The 23,215-nt window shown below is 69.8% G+C and carries 14 protein-coding genes and 1 tRNA gene; 11 read left to right on the top strand and 4 right to left on the bottom strand.

Going from position 1 to position 23,215, the window contains the following annotated elements; all coding sequences use genetic code 11:
* Positions 1–319: 319 nt before the first annotated feature.
* The 9 genes from dnaA (at position 320) to AB0L06_RS26560 (ending at position 13,625) form a co-directional block, all read left to right on the top strand.
* On the top strand, positions 320–2,608 hold the full coding sequence (gene dnaA / locus AB0L06_RS26600; RefSeq protein WP_500233811.1) for a chromosomal replication initiator protein DnaA: 2,289 nt from the start codon (positions 320–322) through the stop codon (positions 2,606–2,608).
* 602 nt (positions 2,609–3,210) lie between these two features.
* Positions 3,211–4,341: a DNA polymerase III subunit beta gene (gene dnaN / locus AB0L06_RS26595; protein ID WP_500233810.1), complete on the top strand. Its 1,131-nt coding sequence runs from the start codon at positions 3,211–3,213 to the stop codon at positions 4,339–4,341.
* Positions 4,342–4,432: 91 nt separating this feature from the next.
* Positions 4,433–5,404: a phosphogluconate dehydrogenase (NAD(+)-dependent, decarboxylating) gene (gene gnd / locus AB0L06_RS26590; protein WP_500233843.1), complete on the top strand. Its 972-nt coding sequence runs from the start codon at positions 4,433–4,435 to the stop codon at positions 5,402–5,404.
* Between the two features lie 234 nt (positions 5,405–5,638).
* Complete coding sequence (gene recF, locus AB0L06_RS26585) at positions 5,639–6,856, top strand: DNA replication/repair protein RecF (RefSeq protein ID WP_500233809.1); 1,218 nt, start codon at positions 5,639–5,641, stop codon at positions 6,854–6,856.
* 40 nt (positions 6,857–6,896) lie between these two features.
* Positions 6,897–7,445 (top strand): DciA family protein, encoded by a 549-nt coding sequence (locus tag AB0L06_RS26580; RefSeq protein ID WP_500233808.1) that lies wholly within the window; start codon positions 6,897–6,899, stop codon positions 7,443–7,445.
* A 593-nt stretch (positions 7,446–8,038) separates the two neighbouring features.
* Positions 8,039–9,982: a DNA topoisomerase (ATP-hydrolyzing) subunit B gene (gyrB, locus tag AB0L06_RS26575; protein ID WP_500233807.1), complete on the top strand. Its 1,944-nt coding sequence runs from the start codon at positions 8,039–8,041 to the stop codon at positions 9,980–9,982.
* Positions 9,983–10,019: 37 nt separating this feature from the next.
* Positions 10,020–12,545, top strand: coding sequence for a DNA gyrase subunit A (gyrA, locus tag AB0L06_RS26570; protein ID WP_500233806.1), 2,526 nt, complete (start codon positions 10,020–10,022; stop codon positions 12,543–12,545).
* Between the two features lie 46 nt (positions 12,546–12,591).
* Positions 12,592–13,479 (top strand): DUF3566 domain-containing protein, encoded by an 888-nt coding sequence (locus tag AB0L06_RS26565; protein ID WP_500233805.1) that lies wholly within the window; start codon positions 12,592–12,594, stop codon positions 13,477–13,479.
* A 72-nt stretch (positions 13,480–13,551) separates the two neighbouring features.
* Positions 13,552–13,625, top strand: a tRNA-Ile gene (locus AB0L06_RS26560).
* A 108-nt stretch (positions 13,626–13,733) separates the two neighbouring features.
* Here the strand turns inward: AB0L06_RS26560 and AB0L06_RS26555 are convergent.
* Positions 13,734–14,363, bottom strand: coding sequence for an SMI1/KNR4 family protein (locus tag AB0L06_RS26555; RefSeq protein ID WP_500233804.1), 630 nt, complete (start codon positions 14,361–14,363; stop codon positions 13,734–13,736).
* A gap of 826 nt (positions 14,364–15,189) precedes the next feature.
* Here AB0L06_RS26555 and AB0L06_RS26550 point away from each other — a divergent pair.
* On the top strand, positions 15,190–16,002 hold the full coding sequence (locus AB0L06_RS26550) for a hypothetical protein (protein ID WP_500233803.1): 813 nt from the start codon (positions 15,190–15,192) through the stop codon (positions 16,000–16,002).
* Entirely contained in the window at positions 15,999–17,894 is a 1,896-nt protein-coding gene (locus AB0L06_RS26545) for a hypothetical protein (RefSeq protein WP_500233802.1), read from the top strand. The genes AB0L06_RS26550 and AB0L06_RS26545 overlap by 4 nt, the downstream gene beginning before the upstream one ends.
* Here AB0L06_RS26545 and AB0L06_RS26540 read toward each other — a convergent pair.
* From AB0L06_RS26540 to AB0L06_RS26530, 3 genes are all read right to left on the bottom strand, one after another.
* Complete coding sequence (locus AB0L06_RS26540) at positions 17,891–19,789, bottom strand: ATP-binding protein (RefSeq protein WP_500233801.1); 1,899 nt, start codon at positions 19,787–19,789, stop codon at positions 17,891–17,893. The two genes, AB0L06_RS26545 and AB0L06_RS26540, sit on opposite strands and share 4 nt — an antisense overlap.
* A 17-nt stretch (positions 19,790–19,806) precedes the next feature.
* The gene (locus AB0L06_RS26535; protein ID WP_500233800.1) at positions 19,807–21,264 is read right to left on the bottom strand and encodes a DUF2201 family putative metallopeptidase; all 1,458 of its coding nucleotides are present in this window, start codon (positions 21,262–21,264) and stop codon (positions 19,807–19,809) included.
* A gap of 367 nt (positions 21,265–21,631) precedes the next feature.
* Entirely contained in the window at positions 21,632–23,107 is a 1,476-nt protein-coding gene (locus tag AB0L06_RS26530) for an MFS transporter (protein WP_500233799.1), read from the bottom strand.
* Positions 23,108–23,215 lie beyond the last annotated feature (108 nt).

Below are 23,215 nucleotides of genomic sequence, written 5' to 3'. Positions count from 1 at the left end.
GGCTCTACAGTGACGGAACGAGTTTCCCGGTATGTGCGGTCCAGCCGACCGGTCCTCCCAGTTCCTGCAGGTCTCGCAGGTTGCACCGAGACCACCACTCCCCGGTTATCCACGGCCTCACAGGCCGTGCCATGGACTTTTACACAGGCGTCCCCATGGTCATGCACATGGTGTGGACAACTCTGTGGACAACTCGTGAGAGAGTAAGTCCCCCGCATGGTCGACGGGCCTTTGTGGCAGCCCGAACCGGTGGGGTGGACGGGTTGAGGGGCACTCCGCGCGACTACTGGCGACGGAGCTTTCGGGAGGGGCCATGCGCATGGACGGACAGAACCTCGGATCCGCCTGGGCCCGTGCGGTGGCGGCGCTGGCCGACCGTGACCTTTCTCCCAACCACAGGGCATGGCTCCCGCTCGTCCGGCCGCTGGCGCTTGTGGAGGACACCGCGCTCCTGGCCGCCCCCAACGAGTTCGCGAAGAGCGCCCTGGAGAACCGGCTGCGTGGCCTCATCACCCAGGCCCTGTCGGAAGAGCTGGGCCGGGAGATCCGTGTAGCGGTGACCGTCCAGCCCGAGGCGCCCGGATCCGTTCCTGCGCCCGCGCACGAGGGCGGCCAAGGACAGCCCGACTCTCAGCCCTATAGGGGTGACGAAGCCTCGTCCTACCGCGGAGACCGCGATCGGGATCGGGATCGGGACCGTCCGGCTTACGGCGACCAGGGGTACGAGGGTCGTTCCTATGGGGAGCGCCCTTATCCGGAGCAGCCGTATGCCGACCGTGGGTACGGGTCGTCGAACTACCCGTCCGGCCAGGACGATGACCGCGACCGTGGTTGGGCCGCGGCCCCCAAGCGTGACGAGGACGACCGCGGCTGGGCGGCCCAGCGTGAGGACGACGATCGCGGCTGGTCCCAGCGTGGCGGCGACTTTGGCGGCCGTCCCGCGGGCTATGGGCCCTCCGGCGGACGCTCGCCGTTCGAGGGGCAGGGCCGTAATCCACAGGGCGGTGGATATCCCGCCGGCCCGGACCAGGACCGCTTCTCCGGTGGCTCTGACCAGGACCGGTACTCCGCCGCGTCCGACCAGGACCGTTTCTCCAAGGGCGCCGACCAGGATCGGTACCTGGGTTCGGACCAGGATCGTTTCGGTGTGTCCGAGCCGAACGGCGGCGGCTACCCCGGCCAGGGCCCGGCCGCTGACCAGAGCGGCTACCCCGCGTCCGACCACGGCGGCTTCGGCGGCCCGCGTCCCAACGGACGCCCCGGGCTGGGCGGCGGTTCGGCGGCGGGCGCCTCGCACGCGCCCTCGCACCTGAACGACCGCACGCTCGGCACGGCACGTCCCGAACGAGCCGGAGCCGAGGGCCCCCGGGGTGGACGGCCGGACGGCGGTGCGGGTGGCGGATCGCCATTCCCGCCTTCGGACATCTTCCAGGGCGGCGGTTCCGATCGTCCTCCCTATAGGGGAGGCGGCGGCGACGAGCAGCCGTACCGTTCCGACGACTCGTCCTACAAGGACGACGCGGCCCCCGCGCCCGCGGGTGGCAAAGCGTCCGGACAGCAGGCGGCAGAGCCCGGACGGCTGAACCCGAAGTACACGTTCGAAACGTTCGTCATCGGCTCGTCCAACCGGTTCGCCCACGCGGCGGCCGTTGCAGTGGCCGAACAGCCCGCCAAGGCCTACAACCCGCTGTTCATCTACGGCGACTCCGGCCTGGGCAAGACGCACCTGCTGCACGCCATCGGCCACTACGCGCAGAGCCTGTTCAACGGCGCGCGCGTGCGTTACGTGAGCTCCGAGGAGTTCACCAACGACTTCATCAACTCCATCCGGGACGGCAAGGCGGACGGGTTCCGCCGCCGCTACCGGGACGTCGACATCCTCCTCGTGGACGACATCCAGTTCCTCGAGGGCAAGGAGCAGACGCAGGAGGAGTTCTTCCACACCTTCAACACGCTGCACAACGCGTCCAAGCAGATCGTGATCTCGTCGGACCGTCCGCCCAAGGAGCTCGTCACGCTCGAGGACCGGCTGCGCAACCGGTTCGAATGGGGTCTGACCACCGACGTCCAGCCGCCCGAGCTGGAGACGCGCATCGCGATCCTTCAGAAGAAGGCCCGCCAGGAGGGCCTGGCCGCCCCGCCGGACGTGCTGGAGTTCATCGCCTCCCAGATCGCGACGAACATCCGCGAACTGGAGGGGGCGCTGATCCGCGTCACCGCGTTCGCCAGCCTCAACCGCCAGTCGGTGGACATGAAGCTGGCCGAGATCGTGCTGAAGGACCTCATACCGAACGACACCGGGCCGGAGATCACCGCCCCGATGATCATGGCGCAGACTGTGGAGTACTTCGGGACGACGATCGAGGACCTCTGTGGACCGTCGCGTTCCCGGATGCTCGTCACCGCCCGGCAGATCGCGATGTACCTCTGCCGGGAGCTGACCGACCTGTCGCTGCCCAAGATCGGCCAGCAGTTCGGCGGCCGCGACCACACCACGGTCATGCACGCCGAGCGGAAAATCCGCAGCTTGATGGCCGAACGGCGGGCGATCTACAACCAGGTCACCGAGCTCACCGGCCGGATCAAGCACCAGGCGCGCAAGCGCTGAACCGGCCCGGCAAACGCCGGAACCGGCCGTTCGCGGGGGCCCTCGCACAAGATCGACTTTCACAGGCTGGGGGAAACTCCGCCCCACACTGTGGATAACCCGGGGGAAAACCTGAGGACAACCCCGCTGAATCTGAGGACGACTCGTGGACGGATTGTGGACCGGCTGGGGACGGCCACCCGGCATCATGGGGACGAGTCCGTGGATGACCTGGGGACGGCCTGTGCAAACAGGGGCCGCACGGCCCGCCGGACCGGCGTCGCGCCGCGTCCGCGCCGGGAGGGCGGGGAGAACCTGCGGACAACTCGTGGACAACCGGGGGATGACTTGAGGACGACGTGTGGGGATCTTTTCGCCGTCCCCAGGCCGCGCCGCGCCGTCCACGGCCTCTGCACAGGGTCGGTGGATGAAGATTCGCGCTCTCACCTGGGAAAACGCGGGTTGTCCACACTATCCACCGCCCCTATGACTAGTACTTCCTCTTATCTCTACTCAAGAAAAGATCCATCTCAACTCAGGGCCTGGGGAAATCCCGCGCGCCCGGCCCGGACCGAGATTCGTCCAGAGCACCGTTGCCCGAAACCTGCAGGAGGCGGGTCCCCTTGAAGTTCCGCATCGACAGAGACGCCCTGGCCGACGCCGTGGCCTGGACGGCGCGCACCCTCCCGGTGCGCCCCCCGGTGCCCGTCCTCGCCGGGATGCACATCGAGGCGAGCGACCGGCTGAAGCTGTCGGCGTTCGACTACGAGGTGTCCGCTCAGGTGTCCACCGACATCGACACCGAGGAGCCGGGGAGCGCGCTCGTCTCCGGCCGCCTGCTCGCCGAGATCTGCCGCAGTCTTCCTCCCCACCCTGTGGAGGTGACGACCGACGGCGCGAAGGTGATGCTCCGCTGCGGGTCGGCGAAGTTCACACTCCTCACCATGCCTGTGGAGGACTACCCGACGCTCCCGGCGATGCCGCCCGCCGCCGGCTCGGTCGGCTCGGACGAGTTCGCCGCCGCCGTGTCCCAGGTGGCGATCGCCGCCGGACGCGACGACACGATCCCGATGCTGACCGGCGTCCGGGTCGAGATCGAGGGCGAGACCGTGACCCTCGCGTCGACCGACCGGTACCGGCTGGCCGTCCGGGAGCTGCACTGGAAGCCGGAGCGCCCGGACTTCTCCGCCGTGGCCCTGGTGCCCGCCAAGACGCTCGCCGACACCGCCAAGTCGCTGACCGCGGGCGCCGAGGTCTCGATCGCCCTGGGCGGCGCCGAGGGCGGCGCGGGCGAGGGCATGATCGGGTTCGAGGGCGGCGGCCGCCGCACCACGTCCCGGCTGCTGGACGGCGACTTCGTGAAATACCGCTCGCTGCTGCCGAGCGAGTACGCGGGCCTCGCCGAGATCGCGACCGCGCCGTTCATCGAGGCGGTCAAGCGCGTGTCGCTGGTCGCCGAGCGGAACACGCCCGTCCGGCTGTCGTTCCGTCAGGGCGAGGTCGTCCTCGAGGCGGGCACCGGCGACGAGGCGCAGGCCGTGGAGGCCCTGGAGGCCACGCTGGAGGGCGAGGACATCGACATCGCCTTCAACCACGGCTTCCTGCTGGACGGCCTGTCCGCGATCGGCTCGGACGTCGCGCGGCTGTCGTTCACGACGCCGACCAAGCCGGCCGTCCTCACGGGCAAGCCGCCGGCGGAGGGGGAGAACCCCAACTACCGGTACCTGATCATGCCTGTGCGACTCTCTGGGTAAGCACCACGTCCGGGGGCAGAACAGGGGACCTCGGGACGATCCGGGGCCTTCTGGGACCGTCAGGAGCCATCCTGGGACCCGACAGGGGACAATCCCACCGCCGCGTGCCGCGCGCGGCGGTGCCACACAGGGGAGTGAAGCAATGGAGCTGGGAATCATCGGTCTCGGCAAGATGGGCGGCAACATGGCCGAACGTCTTCGCCGCGGCGGCCACACCGTGGTCGGCTACGACCGTGACCCGAAGGTCAGCGACGTCGCCTCGGCCGAGGAGCTGATCGAGCGGCTGCCCGCGCCGCGCGCGGTATGGGTGATGGTGCCCGCGGGCGGGCCGACCCACGAGACCATCCACAGGCTGGGGGAACTGCTGTCGCCCGGTGACATCGTCATCGACGGCGGCAACTCCCACTATGTGGACGACCAGAAGCACGGCGCGGAGCTGGCCGAGAAGGGCATCGGCTTCGTGGACTGCGGCGTGTCCGGCGGGGTCTGGGGGCTCCAGAACGGCTACGCGCTGATGGTCGGCGGGTCGGACGAGGACGTCAAGCGCCTGATGCCGATCTTCGAGACGCTCAAGCCGGAGGGCGAGTTCGGGTTCGTCCACTCGGGCAAGATCGGCGCGGGCCACTTCGTGAAGATGGTCCACAACGGCATCGAGTACGCGATGATGCAGGCCTTCGGCGAGGGCTACGAGCTGATCGAGGCCTCCGACGTCGTCACCGACGTCCCCGGCACCTTCCGTTCCTGGCAGGAGGGCACCGTCATCCGGTCCTGGCTGCTGGACCTGATGAACCGCTCGCTCGCGGACGACCCGGAGCTGACCGAGCTCCGCGGCTACGCCAACGACTCCGGCGAGGGCCGCTGGACCGTCCAGGCCGCCGTCGACCACGCCGTCCCGCTGCCGGCGATCACCGCGTCCCTGTTCGCGCGGTTCGCCTCCCGGCAGGAGGACTCCCCCGCGATGAAGGTCGTCGCCGCCCTCCGCAACCAGTTCGGCGGCCACGCCGTCGAGACCGCCAAGGGCGCCGACTCGCCCGGCGCGGACGTCGTCCCGCCCAAGCTCTGACCGCCGCTCTCGGCCGCCCGAGCCCCGGCATCCCCACCCTGGGGACGCCGGGGCTCGGCCGTTCGGGGGAGCCGCCCCGTCCAGGAGTTATCCACAGCCTGTGTGGACGGGAATCCAGAGGGGGATCCGGGCGGGAAGGCGCCGCCGGGGACGGTGACCGGGTGGGAACCCGGACACACGTGTTGGGCCGGAGGCGTGCCAGGCTCCTGGTGCGAGGGCCTACCCTCGTGTCTCGTGCATGTCGCCCATCTCTCGCTCCAGGACTTCCGCTCGTACGCGACGGCCGAAGTGCCGCTGACGCGCGGCGTCACGGCGTTCGTGGGGCCGAACGGGCAGGGCAAGACGAACCTGGTCGAGGCGATCGGGTACGTCGCGACGCACGGCAGCCATCGCGCCGCCACGGACGCGCCGCTCGTCCGGCAGGGCGCTCCGCGTTCCATCGTGCGCGCGGGCGTGGTGAAGGACGACCGCAAGGCCCTGATCGAGCTGGAGATCAACCCGGGCAAGGCCAACCGCGCCCGGTTGAACCGCTCCCCCGTCCCCAGGCCGCGCGAGATCCTGGGGATGCTCCGGACCGTCCTGTTCGCGCCCGAGGACCTGGCGCTGGTGAAGGGCGACCCGGGCGAGCGCCGCCGCTACATGGACGAGCTGCTGACGGCGCGCGCGCCGCGTTTCGCGGCTGTCCGCTCCGACTACGAGCGCGTCCTCAAGCAGCGCAACGCCCTGCTGAAGTCGGCGGCCGCGCACCGCCGCTCCCCCGGCCCCGAGGTCCTGGCCACGCTGGACGTCTGGGACACGCATCTCGCGCGCACGGGGTCGGAGCTTCTCGCGGCCCGCATCGAACTCGTCGCGGCGCTGCGCCCGCTCGTCGCGCGCGCGTATGCCGAACTCGCTCCGCACAGCGGCGCGGCCGATCTGACGTACCGCAGCTCGCTGGGCGAGGGCGTCGAGTTGTCCACAGACCGTGCACAAGTCGCCGAGCAGCTGCTGGGTGGAGTGGCGGAGGCGCGTAAGCAGGAGCTGGAGCGCGGCGTCAGCCTGGTGGGCCCGCACCGCGACGAGCTCGTCCTGCGCCTGGGAGACCTTCCCGCGCGCGGCTACGCGTCCCATGGCGAGTCGTGGTCGTTCGCACTCGCGCTGCGCCTCGCCGCCTTCGACCTCCTGCGCGCGGACGGCGACGACCCCGTCCTCATCCTGGACGACGTCTTCGCCGAGCTGGACGCGGGCCGCCGCAGCCGCCTGGCCGAGATGGTCGCGCCCGCCGAGCAGGTCCTGATCACCGCCGCCGTCCCCGCGGACGTGCCGGCCGAACTCAGTGGGACCACCTTCAACGTCGCGGACGGCGCTGTTGAAAGCGGCTCGCCTGAAGGCCGCTCGCCTGAAAGCGGCTCGCCGTCGCCCAACGGGACGGGTGGGACTGCCACGGCCGATGAGGAAGTGACGGCGGGATGATCCCCGCATGGCGCTCCGGGTTCCAGAAGGGGGAGGAACGGTGAACAAAGATCCACGGCATGTGGACAACCCCTCTGGATCGGTGGATTCCGGGGTTTCCGCGGCTGCCTCCGAGGCTCCGGCCAAGTCCGGGATCGAGCTCGCGCGCGAGGCGCTGGCCCAGGCTCGTGCGGACGCGATGAAGCGCGGCACCCTTCCGGGCCAGGGACGTAGGCGGAAGGCCCCGACCGGCACCGGACGCGTCCGTGAGCCGGGACGCGGCGGCGACCCCAAGCCGTTCGGCGGCGCGATCCGCGACCTGCTCGCCACGCGGGGCTGGGAGCAGCGCGCCGCGGTCGGCGGCGTCTTCGGCAACTGGGCAGGCCTCGTGGGACCCGAACTCGCCGAACACACCCGTCCCGAGAAGTTCGACGAGGGCGAGCTCACCGTCGTCGCGGACTCCACCACCTGGGCGACCCAGCTCCGCCTCCTGTCGTCCACGCTCGTCCGCCGCCTGAACGAGCAGCTCGGCCACGGCACGGTCAAGCGCGTCAAGGTCGTCGGCCCCTCGTCCGGTCCCCGCCGAACCGGCGCCTGGCGCGTCCGCTAACCCCACCCCATCCCAGCCGCTTCCCGCAGACGTCTCGCTCGCCGGTGCGGGATGCGTGTGCGTCCCGCACGCGCGGCCCAGAGCGGCCATCGGACAGGTCTTCGGGGGTTGCGCGAACGTGTGTGTTCTGGGCGACACAAGGGTTGGCGGAGAGTTATCCACAGTTTGGGGCCCGGGTGTGAAAGGCGGGTTCTGGGCGGCAGGCTGGTCGGACGGCGTCTCCCGGCTCGGGATGGGTGCGGGAGCGCAGGTCAGAAGCCTGGAAGGGAGTGTCGGAGGTGCATGGGAACATGCGTTCGGAGCGATCCGGTGCGGCGCGACGCGAGCGTGCCGTAGGACGGAGAACACCCCCGGATCCATGGGGGGATGCATCTCCGGGCCCGTTCGAGCGGCACGAGCGCACACAGCGGCCTTCAGTGCCACTTTCCGGGTTCTGAGCGGGTAGGATGGATAAGGTTCAGGATGTTGCGCCGCCGTGGGTCGCCCAGGCTCTGTCCGACACCGACGAGGAGTAGTGGGCGTCCCTTACGTGTGTTACGGGGCACACCGCGTCAATCGCGGGACGGCGAGCGTCCCCGGCAGGAGGATCTCCTTTGGCGTACGACGCTAGTTCGATCACTGTCCTTGAGGGTCTTGAGGCGGTGCGCAAGCGCCCTGGCATGTACATCGGCTCGACCGGGGAACGCGGCCTGCACCACCTGGTCTACGAGATCGTCGACAACTCGGTCGACGAGGCGCTCGCCGGGTACGCCGACACGATCATGGTCACGCTGCTGGCCGACAACGGCGTCCGCGTCACCGACAACGGCCGCGGCATCCCGGTCGGGCTGCATCCGGTGGAGAAGAAGCCCGCGGTCGAGCTGGTGCTGACCACGTTGCACGCGGGCGGCAAGTTCGACGGCAAGTCCTACGCGGTCTCCGGCGGCCTGCACGGCGTCGGCTCGGCGGTCGTGAACGCTCTGTCGTCCCGCCTGGACGCCGAGATCCGCACCGACGGCCACTACTGGCGGCAGTCCTACAACTGGAAGGGCCCGCTCGGCCCGCTGGAGAAGGGCGACCCGACCGACGAGACCGGCACGACGATCACCTTCTGGGCCGACGAGGACGTCTTCGAGACCACCGAGTGGTCGTTCGAGACGCTGTCCCGCCGTATGCAGGAGATGGCGTTCCTGAACCGGGGCCTGTCGATCAGCCTGCGGGACGAGCGTCCGGACCACATCGACGAGGAGGGCGGCGCCCGCGAGGTCACCTTCCACTACGAGGGCGGCATCGAGGACTTCGTTCGCTACATCAACGCGAAGAAGGAACAGGCCCACGACTCGGTCATCTACTTCAGCGACGACACCGAGGGCATGTCGGTGGAGATCGCGATGCAGTGGAACGCGTCCTACGCCGAGTCCGTGCACACCTTCGCGAACACGATCAACACGGCCGAGGGCGGCACCCACGAAGAGGGCTTCCGTGCCGCGCTGACCACGATCGTCAACCGGTACGCGCGCGACAAGGGCCTGCTCCGCGACAAGGACGACAACCTCACCGGTGAGGACGTCCGCGAGGGTCTCACCGCGATCATCTCGATCAAGCTGGCCGACCCGCAGTTCGAGGGCCAGACCAAGACCAAGCTCGGCAACACCGAGGCCAAGTCGTTCGTCCAGAAGGCGTGCAACGAGCACCTGCGCGACTGGTTCGAGGAGAACCCGGGCGAGGCCAAGGAGATCATCAACAAGGCCACGCAGGCGGCGCGCGCCCGCGTGGCGGCCCGCCAGGCGCGCGACCTGACCCGGCGCAAGAGCCTGCTGGAGTCGACCTCGCTGCCCGGCAAGCTGTCGGACTGCCAGTCCACCGACCCGGCGATGTCCGAGGTCTACATCGTCGAGGGTGACAGCGCCGGCGGTTCGGCCAAGGGTGGCCGCAACCCGATGTACCAGGCCATCCTGCCGATCCGCGGCAAGATCCTGAACGTCGAGAAGGCGCGCATCGACAAGATCCTCAAGAACAACGAGGTCCAGGCGATCATCACCGCCCTCGGCACCGGGGTGCACGACGAGTTCGACATCACCAAGCTGCGGTATCACAAGATCATCCTGATGTCGGACGCCGACGTGGACGGCCACCACATCAACACGCTGCTGCTGACCCTGCTCTTCCGGTTCATGCGGCCGCTGATCGAGGCCGGCCACGTCTACCTGGCCAAGCCGCCGCTGTACAAGATCAAGTGGAACGCGTCCGGCAGCGACGCCGACTACGTCTACTCCGACGCCGAGCGCGACCAGGTCATCGAGCAGGGCATCGCGGCCGGCAAGCGCGACCCGCGCCCGCGCGACCAGGTCCAGCGGTTCAAGGGCCTCGGTGAGATGAACGCCGACGAGCTCTGGGACACCACGATGGACCCGGACCGCCGCGTGCTGATGCAGATCCAGCTGGACGACGCCGCGCAGGCGGACGAGCTGTTCAGCGTCCTGATGGGCGAGGAGGTCGAGCCGCGCCGCGAGTTCATCCAGCGCAACGCCAAGGACGTCCGCTTCCTGGACATCTGAGTCCGCCGGAAACCACTAGAGCAGAGGTTTGACGCAAGTGACTGAAACGACCACCGATGGCGGGGGCACCGGCGGGAGCGGCGGCGGGCGGATCGAGCCGGTCGACATCCAGCAGCGGATGCAGACCAGCTACCTCGACTACGCGATGTCGGTCATTGTCGCGCGCGCGCTTCCCGAGGTCCGCGACGGCCTGAAGCCCGTGCACCGCCGCGTCCTGTACGCGATGTACGACGGCGGCTACCGCCCCGACCGCGGGTACTTCAAGTGCGCGCGCGTCGTCGGCGACGTCATGGGCAACTACCACCCGCACGGCGACTCGGCGATCTACGACGCGCTCGTCCGCCTGGCCCAGCCGTGGGCGATGCGCTACCCGCTGGTCGACGGCAACGGCAACTTCGGCTCGCGCGGCAACGACCCGGCCGCGGCCATGCGGTACACCGAGTGCCGCATGGCCCCGCTGGCGATGGAGCTGCTGCGCGACATCGACAAGGAGACCGTCGACTTCACGCCGAACTACGACGGCCGTTCGGCGGAGCCGACCGTCATGCCGTCGCGGTACCCGAACCTGCTGGTCAACGGGTCGGCGGGCATCGCGGTCGGGATGGCGACCAACATCCCGCCGCACAACCTGCGCGAGGTCGCCGAGGGCGTCCAGTGGTACCTGGAGAACTACGGCGCCGCGGACGACGAGCTGCTCGAGGCCCTGATCGAGCGGGTCAAGGGCCCCGACTTCCCGACCGCCGGCCTGATCGTCGGCCGCAAGGGCATCGAGGAGGCGTACCGGACCGGCCGCGGCTCGATCACCATGCGCGCGGTGGTCGAGGTCGAGGAGATCCAGAACCGCACCTGCCTGGTGGTCACCGAGCTGCCGTACCAGGTCAACCCGGACAATCTCGCCCTCAAGATCGCCGAGCTGGTGAAGGACGGCAAGCTCGAGGGCATCGCCGACGTGCGGGACGAGACGTCCGGCCGCACCGGCCAGCGCCTGGTGATCGTCCTGAAGCGGGACGCGGTCGCCAAGGTCGTCCTGAACAACCTGTACAAGCACACGCAGCTGCAGGAGACGTTCGGCGCGAACATGCTCGCGCTGGTGGACGGCGTGCCGCGCACGCTGCGCATCGACCAGTTCATCCGGCACTGGGTCGAGCACCAGATCGAAGTGATCGTCCGCCGCACCCGGTACCTGCTGCGCAAGGCCGAGGAGCGCGCCCACATCCTGCGCGCGCTGCTGAAGGCGCTCGACCGGATCGAAGAGGTCATCGCGCTGATCCGCCGGTCGCCGTCCGCGCAGGAGGCGCAGCGGGGCCTGATGGCGCTGCTGGAGATCGACGAGGTCCAGGCGCAGGCCATCCTGGACATGCAGCTGCGCAAGCTGGCCGCCCTGGAGCGCCAGGCCATCATCGACGAGTACGACAAGCTGATGGCCGAGATCGCCGACTACAACGAGATCCTGGCCTCGCCCGAGCGGCAGCGCACGATGGTCGGCGAGGAGCTCGCGCCGATCGTGGAGAAGTACGGCGACGAGCGCCGCACCGAGATCATCCCCTTCGACGGCGACGTGTCCTACGAGGACCTCATCGCCGAGGAGGACGTGGTCGTCACGATCACCCGCGGCGGCTACGCCAAGCGCACCCGGACCGACCACTACCGGGCGCAGCGGCGCGGCGGCAAGGGCGTGCGCGGCGCGCAGCTCAAGCAGGACGACATCGTCGACCAGTTCTTCGTCACCACCACGCACCACTGGATCCTGTTCTTCACCAACAAGGGCCGGGTGTACCGGGCGAAGGCCTACGAGCTGCCGGACTCCGGCCGCGACTCGCGCGGCCAGCACGTCGCGAACCTGCTCGCCTTCCAGCCGGACGAGCACATCGCCCAGGTCATGGACCTGCGCGACTACGACGTCGCTCCGTACCTGGTGCTCGCCACCGGCAAGGGCAAGGTGAAGAAGACCGCGCTGAGCGACTTCGACTCGCCGCGCACGGGCGGCATCATCGCGATCAACCTGGCTGACGACGACGAGGTGATCGCGGCCCGGCTGGTGTGCCCGGACGACGACCTGCTGATGGTGTCCACCAACGCGCAGTCGATCCGGTTCTCGGCCGACGACGACTCGCTGCGCCCGATGGGCCGGGCGACCTCCGGCGTGATCGGCATGCGGTTCGAGGACGACCATCACCTGCTGAACATGCTGGTTGCGTCCGATCCGTCCCAGGATGTCCTGGTGGCGACCGAAGGTGGCTATGCGAAGCGCACCCCGATTGACCAATATCCCCGTCAGGGACGTGGGGGTAAGGGAGTCCTCACCGCTAAGATCGTGGAATCTCGCGGCAGGTTGGTAGGGGCGTTGATGGTCGGCCCGGACGACGAGGTCTTCGCGATGACCGCCTCCGGGGGTGTCATCCGGACGACCGCGGCGGAGATCAAGCAGTCCGGTCGGCAGACCATGGGGGTCCGGCTGATGAACCTCGCGTCCGGCGGCGGCGTCGTGGCGATCGCGAGGAACGTAGAGTCCATGGAGGACACCGGCGAGGACGACACGGCCGAGGGAGGCGAGGGCGAGTGACCCTCCCGCCCGCCGCCGCGTCCGCGCCGCCAGGCCAGGAGGTCACGTGAGCAGCGAGCCCGGTTCGGACAATCCCGTGGGGGACGACGGGTCGGCGTCCGGGAGGTCGTCGGACAGCGGGAAGGCCGTTCCCGCCGCGTCCAAGCCCGGCCGCGACGAGACGAAGGTGGACATCACCCCGTCCGTCGACGAGACCAAGCACGACCTGCCCAAGGTCGAGGGGTCGTCCTCGGCGAAGTCGAGGACCGTGACGTCCGCCGCGGCCAAGACCGGCTCCGCCGCCAAGGCCTCCGGCCGTCCGGTGGCGGGCGCCTCGTCCAAGCCCGCCTGGGACGAGCCGGCCGAGCCCGCCGACTCGGTCTCGGCCGACCGCACCGACAAGCGCTTCACCCGCGCCGAGTCCCCGTCGGCGGCGGCCGCGGCCGCCCCGGCGCCGGGCGGCGGAGGCTTCGCCGGCACCGTCCTGAAGGACCGTCCGGCCACGCCCCCGCCGGCCCGCCCCGCGCCGTCGTCCGGCTCGTCCGGCCCGGCGGCCCGTCCGGCGGCGTCCGCCAAGACGGCCCGCAAGGCCCAGCTCCAGCTCGCCAGGCTGGAGCCCTGGTCGGTGATGAAGTTCAGCTTCGTGATGTCGCTGGTCTGCTTCGTCGTCCTGCTGGTCGCCGTCATCGTCCTGTGGATGATCCTGTCCGGCCTCGGCGTCTTCGACGCCATCGCCAACACCGTCCAGGACCTCACCTCCAAGCAGGGCGAGGACAGCGGCGGCATCGACGCCGGCAGCTGGTTCTCCTTCCCCCGCGTCCTCGGCTACACCGTCCTGGTCGGAGCCCTGAACGTCATGCTGATCACGGCCCTCTCCACGGTCGGCTCGGTGATCTACAACCTCGCCGCCGACCTGGTCGGCGGCGTCGAGGTCACCCTCAAGGAGGCCGAGTGAAAATCGATTACCGCATACCCTCCGGCATGCGGTAATCTCACATGCGTCGCCGCAAGACGGTGGCGCAGTTGAGGGCGTATAGCTCAGTCGGTTAGAGCGCATCCCTGATAAGGATGAGGCCCCAGGTTCAAGTCCTGGTACGCCCACCTCAACCTCACCTCAGAGCCCGGTTCATCCTGAACCGGGCTCTTGGTCGTTTAGAGGCTTTCCGGCCTCCCTATCCGGCAGGGAGAGTCGCCTCTCACGCGCCGGCCCTACTCGTCGTCGTACCGGACGCCTCGCTCCCAGTGGAGGAGCCCGTCGGTGACATGGGGACGCTCTCCATCGAGCGGGCGGCCGGTCTCCAGCGATTCGGCGACGTCCAGGAGCATCGCGGTGATGCCGTCCCAGCGGACGTCGCCATCGGCGGAGGCCTTGTCGAACTCGCGGACGCAGCCATGCCGTGGCCCAGGTCGCAGATCCACGAACAGGTCGGTTCCGCCGCCGCTGCCCGCTATGGGCAGCCAACTCGGCAACCACATCCCCGCATGCGCGCCCGCTGGACGAGCCCCGACCCGGGCGTAGTCCTCGGAGCTGTATTGCCCGAGAGCGATCGCGTCGTCCCGCCAGACCTGCAGCCAGACTCCACGTCCCCGCAGTGCCTCCTCAGCGGTGTAGAGGGAGTAACCCGGGAGAAGTTGGAAGGGGTGACCAGAGGGCTTCAGAGCGGCACCGTTGCTCCGTTCCCACCAGGCCACGAGGTCTGCCGGCAGAACGACGCTCAGAGCCTCCTGCACGGACTTGATGTCCGATGGGTCGGCAGGTATGCCGAGGTACTCGATGGTGGCCGGGGCGTGGCCGTCCAGCCAGCCCAGGATCCGTTCCCATGCCATGTCAGCGCTCATCAGTTCGTGCTCCGATCGGGGAGGGGGGCTTGGCCGTCCGGGGTAGTACCGCATCGGGTTCGGCGGCATGCCATCGCTTTCGGTGGGACGCGCATGTGCTGCGACACATCTTGCCGATCGTGTCTGCCGGAGAAGGAGTCGATGGTACGGGAATCGGCCTGTGCTTCTTCTGCTCATCGCAATCACGATCCAGTCCAGGCGTCCCTCAATGAGGGCGTCACATCTCTGACGTGCGTCAGCCCTCAGTCGGTGCTCGAAGGAGCGCATGTCGGCCAGCCAATATCGGCGATCGAGTTCGAGCAGCATGCGGGCCGGACATTTGCGCATCATCCAAGCGGCGGACGGGGGGCGAGCGGTGTCGTGGTGGGGATGGAACGTCGGGAGCCGTGCGCTGTGGTGGCGGCGGGATGCCGTGGGCTTGGGATGGCCGGGGGACGCGTTGACGGTGGCGTCGGCTGGGTGCCTTGGGGGCTCCGCGGCGACATGGCCTGCTCCGGGAGCGAAGTGGTTGGTGGCGCATGAGCGTGGGCTTGTTGTGCAGTTGATGCGACATGCCCGAAGAAATGTGCGCTGACCAGCGGAATTGTTCACATGGTGGCGTGTGGGTGCCATTCGCTAGGGCAGGCGGCCGGGGTGTTGTGGCCGACTGGGAGCGCTTCTTTGGGTCAGGTTTCTGGTCGCGGGTGGATTGTCGGTGGGGGTGTCTAATGTGCTGGGGGTGGAAATTGAGGCGGTTGAGCGGAGGCTGCGGGAGGATCCCGGTGACTTGGCCTCGTGGGACTTGTACGGGGAGTGGTTGCGGGAGCGGGGGGACGCTCGGGGGGAGGTGATCCGGCTCGAGCGGCGGCGGGCCCGGGTCGCGCCTCGGCGGCGGGGGCCGTTGGATCGCGAGCTCGCGGCGCTGGAGAAGCGGCACCGGGGTGGCTGGGACGCCGGGCTGCCCGAGAAGGCGGTGGTCCTCGAGCGGCGGTTCGGGTTCGCGGCGCGGGTGGCGGTCGAGTGGTCCGATGACGCGCCCGTGGCGATCGAGCAGGTGTTGCGGTCGCCGTTCGTGACGGCGTTGCGGATCACGTCGCCCGAGGGCGGGGAGGACTACTGGGACGAGGACGAGGGGGTCGATGACGACGGTGATCCCGTTCCGGCCTCGTTCGTCGAGACGGGCGGGCTGGCGACGCTGAGCGTCGGGCGGCTGGCCGAGCTCGACCTGTCGTACCTGCGCATCGGTGCCCTCGGCGCTCGGACCCTTGCCGTGTCGAGCCTGCTCCGGAGTGACGTCCCGGACGCGGAGGGGCGGCTCGGGGTTCTCGACCTGCGGTACTGCGAGGTCGGGAACTCGGGGCTGAGGGCGCTCGCCGATTCCCCGATGTTCAGTGGCGTCCACCGGCTGCATCTTCAGCGGAACTCCATCACGGCGGACGGTGTCGCCGCGCTCCATCGCTTCGAGAAGCTCACCGAGCTCGACCTTCGTTACAACGAGATCGGCGCGGAGGGGGTGCGGACGCTGCTGGAGGCGCCGTTCGCCGGCTCGCTCCGGCGGTTGCTGCTGCACCGCGCCGACGTCGGATCCGACGGCGCGAAGCTGCTCGCGCACGCCCCCCAGCTCCCACCCGCGCTACGCGTCATCTGGAGGTGCTCGTGAGCATCGAGCTGCGTGATCGGTTCTTCGCCCTGTCGGCCGGGACGGCCTCGGAGGAGGAGGCCGTCCGGTACCGGGCGGAGGTCGACGCGACCACCGGCGAGGCCGCGGCCACGGTCGACGGGCTCGCGGTGTCCTGGCACCCGACGGCCCGGTTCAAGGCGGTGCGGTTCGTCGACGCCGAACTGATCGGGGAGGAGACGCGCGAGCTCTTCGCGCGTCCGATCGAGGACGCGCAGTATCTCGCGGCGGTCTTCGTGGATCCGCACGAGCTGTCGTACCGGACGTTCGAGAACATCCTTCCGCTCGACCGGCTGTTCATGGACGTCCCCCTGGAGTTCGAGCTGGACGGTCCGGAGGAGTTCGCCGAGGGAGCGTTCTCGTTCTCGATGCGCCTTCCGGACGCCACCCGCGCCTGTCTGGAGGGGCTCGACTCGCTGGGGCTGTACAGCCGGCCGCTGAACTCGGCGTCACGGGGCGGCGAGCGGTTCATCTTCCACTCGGCGCTGCTCGCCGAGGCCCTCGCGCCCGCGGTGGCGAAGGCGATGCCCGAGACGGCGATGGCCGGGTTCTCGCACGTGAACCCGGTGTTCCGGTGCAATCGCTTCGAGCCCGGTGACGCCAACTTCCATCGTCATCGCGACACGCCGTACCGGGACGCCTCGCGCGAGCACGTGTCGCGGTACACGGTCCTGCTGTACCTCAGCGGGGGTTCGGGGGCGGGTGAGCCCGTCCTCGATCTCGGCGAAGGGGGTTCGCTCACCGAGATCCCGGCGCTGACCTGCGTCGTCTTCGACCAGCGGTACGAGCACGAGGGTGCGCCCTACCGGGACGGACGCAAGATCTTCCTGCGCACCGAGCTGGTCTTCACCGAGGCCGGGCTCGGGAACGACCCGGAGATCGGCGCGCTGTTCAGCAAGGCGACCTACCTGACCGGCGAGAGCGTCTTCGCCCCCGAGCTCGCGCGGCACGCCGACGCCTACTACAACCAGGTCGCCGCCGCGCACTGGAACGGTCTCGCCCCGAGCGACGCGGACGGCGAGCCGTTCCTGCACAAGCGGTTCCGCGGCGTGGAGTTCGTCGCGAACGGCTACGACTTCTGGTTCGCCAAGGGCGACGACCTCACGGCCGCCGAGTGCGCGGCGATCACGCTGCTCGACTACTTCAACTGCAAGGTCGGCGACACCGCGTTCCGCGACCTGTGCGAGTCGGAGGCGATCGAGGCCGAGGACGCCGGGTGGGTTCCGGGGTTCCTGGCGGACCGGCGCAGCGAGTCGGCCGTCCTGCCGTTCGACAAGTCGCTGCTCTTCCCCGAGCCGGAGGAGGGGAGCGACCAGATCGAGCCCTGCTGTTCGTTCCACATGGGCGGCGCGACGAACTACGACACGACGCGCATGGACAGCGCCGTCAGCCACTACGCCCGGCTTCAGGACAAGGCGAAGGCGAAGGTCATGCCCGCGCCGATCCTGATGCTCGGCGAGGAGGTCGTCCTCGACCCGGGCCGGTTCGTCGTCGAGGGCAACCTCATCCACGTCCTCAGCGAGAGGGCGATGACGCCGGTGAACTTCGCGTCCTGCGACGGTCCCGGATTCACCGCGATCGGGTTCGTCACGACCGAGACCGTCGTCGGGGCGCTCGACCTCCTCGTCCCCCCGATCCTGTTCACCGAGGCCGCCGACCACTTCCACCTGCGGTTCGACTTCTTCCGCAACTCCTGGACGGTCGAGCACGAGCAGTCCGCGGTGGACATCCCCGCGATCTCGGAGCTCGAGGAACAGGACCTCTACTACGACGAGGACTGGTGGGAGGACGAGGAGGACGAGGACGAAGGCGAAGAGGAGGACGAGGATGAGGACCGGAAGGACGAGAAGCCCCAGGTGACCCCCGTGCTCTAGCCCCGGTCGGCGGTGGCGAGCTCGGCCATCCGGCCCAGGGCCGTCACCCAGAATCGCTGCCGCTCCGGCGCCTGCCCGACGAGGTAGGTGGCCCGCAGCTTCGGAGGGAGGTGCCGGAGCAGGCGGGCCACCGCGTCGAGGTTCCGTTCCAGCTGGGACACCTCGGCGTTGGAGAACACCTGGTGCACCAGGTCGGTGTCGTCGGTGCCCTCGGCGGAGGCCTCGGCCGCGGCGGACAGCCGGGCCTCCCAGCCGGGCAGGTCGCCCGCGATCTCGGCGAGACCGGTCTTGCGCATCCCGGCGAGGCGGGCCTCCAGCGCGGTCAGCGGCACCGGCGCGAACTCGCCCTCACCCAGGTAGATCAGGCCGGACTGGAGCGGCAGGTCCACGCGGTGCAGCTTGATCAGCCGCTCGAGGGTGCGCTTGGTGACCCAGTCGCGGCCCTCGTCGTCGATGTCGTTCTTCCACCACTCCAGGACGGTCTCGGCCGTCTCGCCGTACGTCGAGATCAGCCACTCGTTGGCCGGAATGTCGTCCGGGTGCACCTCGTAGCTGATCGTGAACCGCGTCGCCTGCGCGACATTGTTGCTGGCCACCTGCATTTTGCGGCCCAGATGGTACGGCGGGTTCTGCAGCGCGACCTGGGCGCGCAGGTTGGGGATGGGACGCCCGGCGAGCGTCCACTCCTGCGTGACCTCCATCAGCTTGGCGAACGTCGCCTTGTCCTTCGGGCGGTTGTACTCGTCCCAGACCAGGACCTTGGGGGCCGGGTCGAGCAGCGAGCGGGTGAGGATCGCGTCGAGCGAGCCCTCCGGGGTCGGCACGGGGACGCACAGGTCCTCGACGTTGGTGACCGGCAGGGAGAAGTAGACCGGCTGACGGCCCGTCTCCTCCCGGGCGATCTGCTTGGTGATCTCCGTCTTGCCGCATCCGGGCGGGCCCTGCAGCAGGACGGCCCAGCGGTTCTGCATCGCGGCGCGCAGGATGCGGCGGACCGGGTCGGACACCCTCGCCGGGTTGCTCGCGCCGACCGCCTTCGCGATGCCGTCGAGCAGTTCGGACGTGCGGTCGCGGCCGGGCTCGCCGTCCTTCCTGCGGTCGACCAGCGCCAGCCGGCTGCCGTTCAGCAGCGGCAGCCCCCAGGCCAGCGGGAATCCGGCGCGGGCGCAGTCGAGGACGTGCTGCAGCGTGCGCGGGGAGAACAGGTGGCGCAGGTGCGGGCTGAGGGCGGCCCACTGGCGGAACACCTCGTGCAGGTCCCAGTCGGGGTAGCGCTCGGCCAGGGCGCGTCGCCAGGCGGTGTCGTTCGCGGTGAGCCGGAGCGTGACCATCCGGTCGAGGATCGCCAGGTCGGAGCGGCGCGCGCTGGTCTCGGACGTCGACTCGTTGTCGGTGAGGAAGACGCCGATGCAGCCCAGTTCACGCAGGTCGTACTCGCCGAGGCTCCAGTCGCAGGCGATCTGCATGAGCTGCGACTGGACGGTGCTGCCCGCCTGCAGCGAGTCGTCGATGAGCAGGACGAACGGCCGTCCCGGGACGAGTTGCCGCATGACGAGCTGGCGCAGCGCGAGCTCCCCGCTGCGCTCGTCGCGGACCGGCGCGTTGACCAGCAGGTCGTCCGGCGTGAGGTTGGCCGCGGGGATGACGACGAGCTCGGCGCCGGGATACCGGGCCGGGACGTAGGAGACGAACGTGGAGGTCTTCCCGATGCCGTGCTCGCCGAAGATCTGGCCGGTCTGCCCGGTCTCGATCATCGCGTCGATGAACTTCTCGAGCTTGGCGGTGGGGCCGCTGTCCGGCGGATCCGGGTAGGTGGCGGTGGGACGCCACTGCCGCTCGCCCTGGTCGGCTCGGTCGGGTCGCGGGGGACGGCGCTGCGTCGGCGCGGTGGGCACGGCTGTGTTCTCCTCGGTCAACGTCCGGACGTGACCCGGTGGCAGGCCATGGGCTTGTGGTGGCGTTCGGGCCAGTCGTCGCCGCCGTCGGTGATCAGCCAGATCCACCGGTCGGGCTCCTCGGGGGTGACGTGCCGCGCGTAGCCGTCGGTCACCATGATGATCGCGTCGGGCTCGGTGTCGAGGAGCCTGCCGCCGACCTCGAGCCGTCCCTCCGCGTAGTCGACGACGTTCTGGAAGTCGGTGCCGCCCCCGCCGTACACCCGCTCACCGGCGACGAAGGGCATGACGACGCCGTCGAAGCTGAGCCAGTGGGCCTCGACCCCGTCGGTCTGCCCGACGAGCGTGGTCAGCCACTCGACGACCGCGTCGGGCATCGACCCGGACGTGTCGAACGCGACGAGCACGACCTTCGTCCGCTCGGGCCCGCGCCGGGTCAGCATCGGGTCGTGGCCGAGGGCCAGCATGATCGCACCGTGCTTCTTCGGGTAGATCAGGCGCTCGCCCTCCTCGAGCTTCGAGGTGAGGACGTCGACCAGCCAGCGCTGCCACCAGTCGACGCGGCGGGTGGCCGGGGTGGCGCCGCGTAGTTTGTCCAGGCCGAGGCTGCCCCACATCCGCTCGATCCGGTCGCCGGCGTCGGAGGAGCGGTCGGCGATGTCGAGGATTTCGCCGCGCGCGGCCTGGTCGCCGCGCAGCGCGGCCTGGACGACCTCGCGCAGCACCGCCTCGCCGATCTGCCCGACGGTCTCGTCGTCGAGCGGGATCCTCTGCCCGTCCTCGGTCTCCTCCTCGCCGTCGCCGTGGACGCAGAAGACGAGCCTGGGCGGTTCGAGCGACGTCATGCGGAGCAGCTCGCCGTACACCGTGAGGTCGGTGTAGCAGAAGTCGTCGTAGGACACGGGTGTGAGGCCTTGCGCGCGCAGGTCTTCCCTGTACTGGTCGTAGACCTCGCGGGAGTCGACGCCGACCGGGACGGCCGGCCCGCCGTCCTCGCCTTGGATGGTGGGCAGCGAGGACCGGCGGAGCCGGAGCAGCGCGACGTGGTTGATCGCGACCTCGGCGGCCAGCGTGAACCTCGGGTCGCCGCGCAGCACCTCGTCCACGTAGAGGTGCCGGTGCATGAGGTGCCGCGCCTCGTGGAACAGGACGAACTTGACGCCCTCGTGGTCGAGCTCGAGGAAGAAGTACGGGTTGTAGAGCAGGGCGCAGGTGCCGTCGCCGGTGGCGATCACCGCCGCCGTGGGGATCGCGGTGGTCGGTATGTGGTGGTGGCACTTGGAGTACAGCCACGACGCGACGGTGCTCTGCCCGATGCCGAAGTCGAGCAGCGCGGTCTCCTTGAGCCGCCGCGCCTTCTCCACGACGTCCGGATCGGCCGGCTCCTCCGCCATGAGGCGGCGCAGGTCCGACAGCCGGCCGTCCGCGCGCCCCTTGATCGGGGCGAGTTTCCTGGTCGACTCGCCGTCCGCCATGCGGTGCCCCAACGTGACTCGTCCTGTACCGACGGGATGTCACGTTAGCGGCCCGATCCGACAAAACCCGCTGGGATCGGAGCGTTCTCGACCTCCGGTTGTGCATGGGTGCCAGGGACCGTTCGTCGCCTGAGGGATGCCGTTCGGCGCAGGCGGCCGGGAAGGGGCAACCTGTCGATGGGGGCATCGCTAGCCTCGGACGGGTCCGCCGGGCGGCTCCGTCACCAGCGATCCCAACCTGGGGGGTGAGGGACGCAGGGTGTTGTCGAGCATGTGGCGGATGTCGGGGGAATCCACGCGGCCGAGCGGATCTCGCTACGGCCGCGTGGAGCCCCCTTCTTTTCGTTTCCGGGCAGAGTGCGGGTGGTCAGTGGTCAGTGGTCGCGCGGGCCTGCCTGGGGAGGAGGAAGGCGGCGGCGAAGGCGGCGGCGAGGAGGGCGATGACGGCCGCCAGAGTGGCGTCCATCGCGTGCTGGAAGGTGGGGCCGTCCGCGGTGAGGTGGGCGCCGAGGCGGTCGAAGAAGACGGTGCCGAGGACGGCGACCCCGAGGGCGCTGCCGAGCTGCTGGACGGCGGTGAGCGTGCCGCCCGCGGCGCCGGTCTCGTGCGGCTCGACCCCGGCGAGGACGGTGTCGAAGAAGGGGGCCATGATCAGGCCCATGCCGATCCCGGTGACGATCAGGGCGGGGGCGAGCTGCCAGGGGCTGACGCCGAAACCGGCGAGGTGCAGGCTGAGAATGACGCCGCCCACGCCGGCCGCCATGACGACCGTCCCGGCGTGGATGACGCGGCGGCCGAAGCGGACCACGGCCTGGGCGGCGCCGAACCCGGCGATGATGCCGAGCGACCACGGGATCTGCGCGAGGCCGGCCTTGAGGGGCGAGTAGCCGAGGGCGAGCTGGGTGTAGAGGCCGAACACCAGGGCGAACCCGGTCATCCCGGAGAAGAACACCAGGCCGACGATGAGGCCGCCGCTGAAGCCGCGCTTGCGGAACAGGCTCGGCGTGACGAGCGGGTCGCCACCGGCGCGCCGCACGCGGAGCTCGTACCAGGCGAACAGGGCGAACACCGCGGCGGAGGCGGCCATCATCGCGAACGTCCAGGCGGGCCAGCCGTGCTCGCGGCCCTGCACCAGCGGGTAGACGATCAGGCCGGCGCCGAGGGCGGCGAGCAGCGCGCCGACCAGGTCGAGGCGGCCGGCGTGCGAGGCGCGGGCCTCGGGCAGGAAGCGCAGTCCGGCGGCGACGGCGGCGACGCCGAGCGGGAGGTTGATCAGGAAGATCATGCGCCAGCCCGTCCCGAACGGGTCGGCGTCGATGAGCCAGCCCGCGAGCACCGGGCCGCCGACCGAGGACAGGCCCATGATCGGGCCGAACAGGCCGAACGCGGCGCCCATCTCCTTGGGCGGGAACATCTCCTTGATCAGGCCGAGGCCCTGCGGCAGCATCAGCGCGCCGAACAGGCCCTGCAGCACCCGCGACCCGACGAGCATCCCCGGTGAGACCGCGAGGCCGCACAGCAGCGAGCCGATCGTGAATCCGGCCGCGCCGACGAGGAACATCCGCTTGCGCCCGTAGAGGTCGCCGAGCCGTCCGCCGGTGATCAGGCCGATGCCGAGGGCGAGGGTGTATCCGGCGGAGAGCCACTGCAGGGTGCCCGTCGAGCCGCCGAGGTCGGCGCGGATGGTGGGGGCGGCGATCGTGGTGATCAGCGCGTCCAGCATGTCCAGGATCTCGCCCGCGAGGATCACCATCAGGGCGACCCAGCGCCAGCGGTAGAGCGTCTCGGGGACGGTGGCGGCGACGCCCTGCCCGCTCCCGGGCTCTGTGGTCGTGGTGCTCATGGCGGCCTCTCCCTAGGGGGTGCGAACGCCGTTCGTTCGCTGACGAACACCGTTCTATGCTCCGATCAGCGTTCGTGTCAAGTACGGCATTCGTCGTCCAGTACGATG

Origin of the sequence: Spirillospora sp. NPDC052269, assembly GCF_040679435.1 — a bacterium.
GTDB lineage: Bacteria > Actinomycetota > Actinomycetes > Streptosporangiales > Streptosporangiaceae > Spirillospora.
The sequence above is the reverse complement of the archived record's forward strand: the minus strand, read 5'-3'. Positions and strand labels throughout refer to the sequence as shown.

Excerpts from the sequence above, each read along its gene's own strand:
- dnaA (WP_500233811.1), top strand. The coding sequence starts at position 320 with ATGGACGGACAGAACCTCGGATCCGCCTGGGCCCGTGCGGTGGCGGCG.
- AB0L06_RS26555 (WP_500233804.1), bottom strand. The coding sequence starts at position 14,363 with ATGAGCGCTGACATGGCATGGGAACGGATCCTGGGCTGGCTGGACGGC.
- AB0L06_RS26535 (WP_500233800.1), bottom strand. The coding sequence starts at position 21,264 with ATGGCGGACGGCGAGTCGACCAGGAAACTCGCCCCGATCAAGGGGCGC.
- AB0L06_RS26530 (WP_500233799.1), bottom strand. The coding sequence starts at position 23,107 with ATGAGCACCACGACCACAGAGCCCGGGAGCGGGCAGGGCGTCGCCGCC.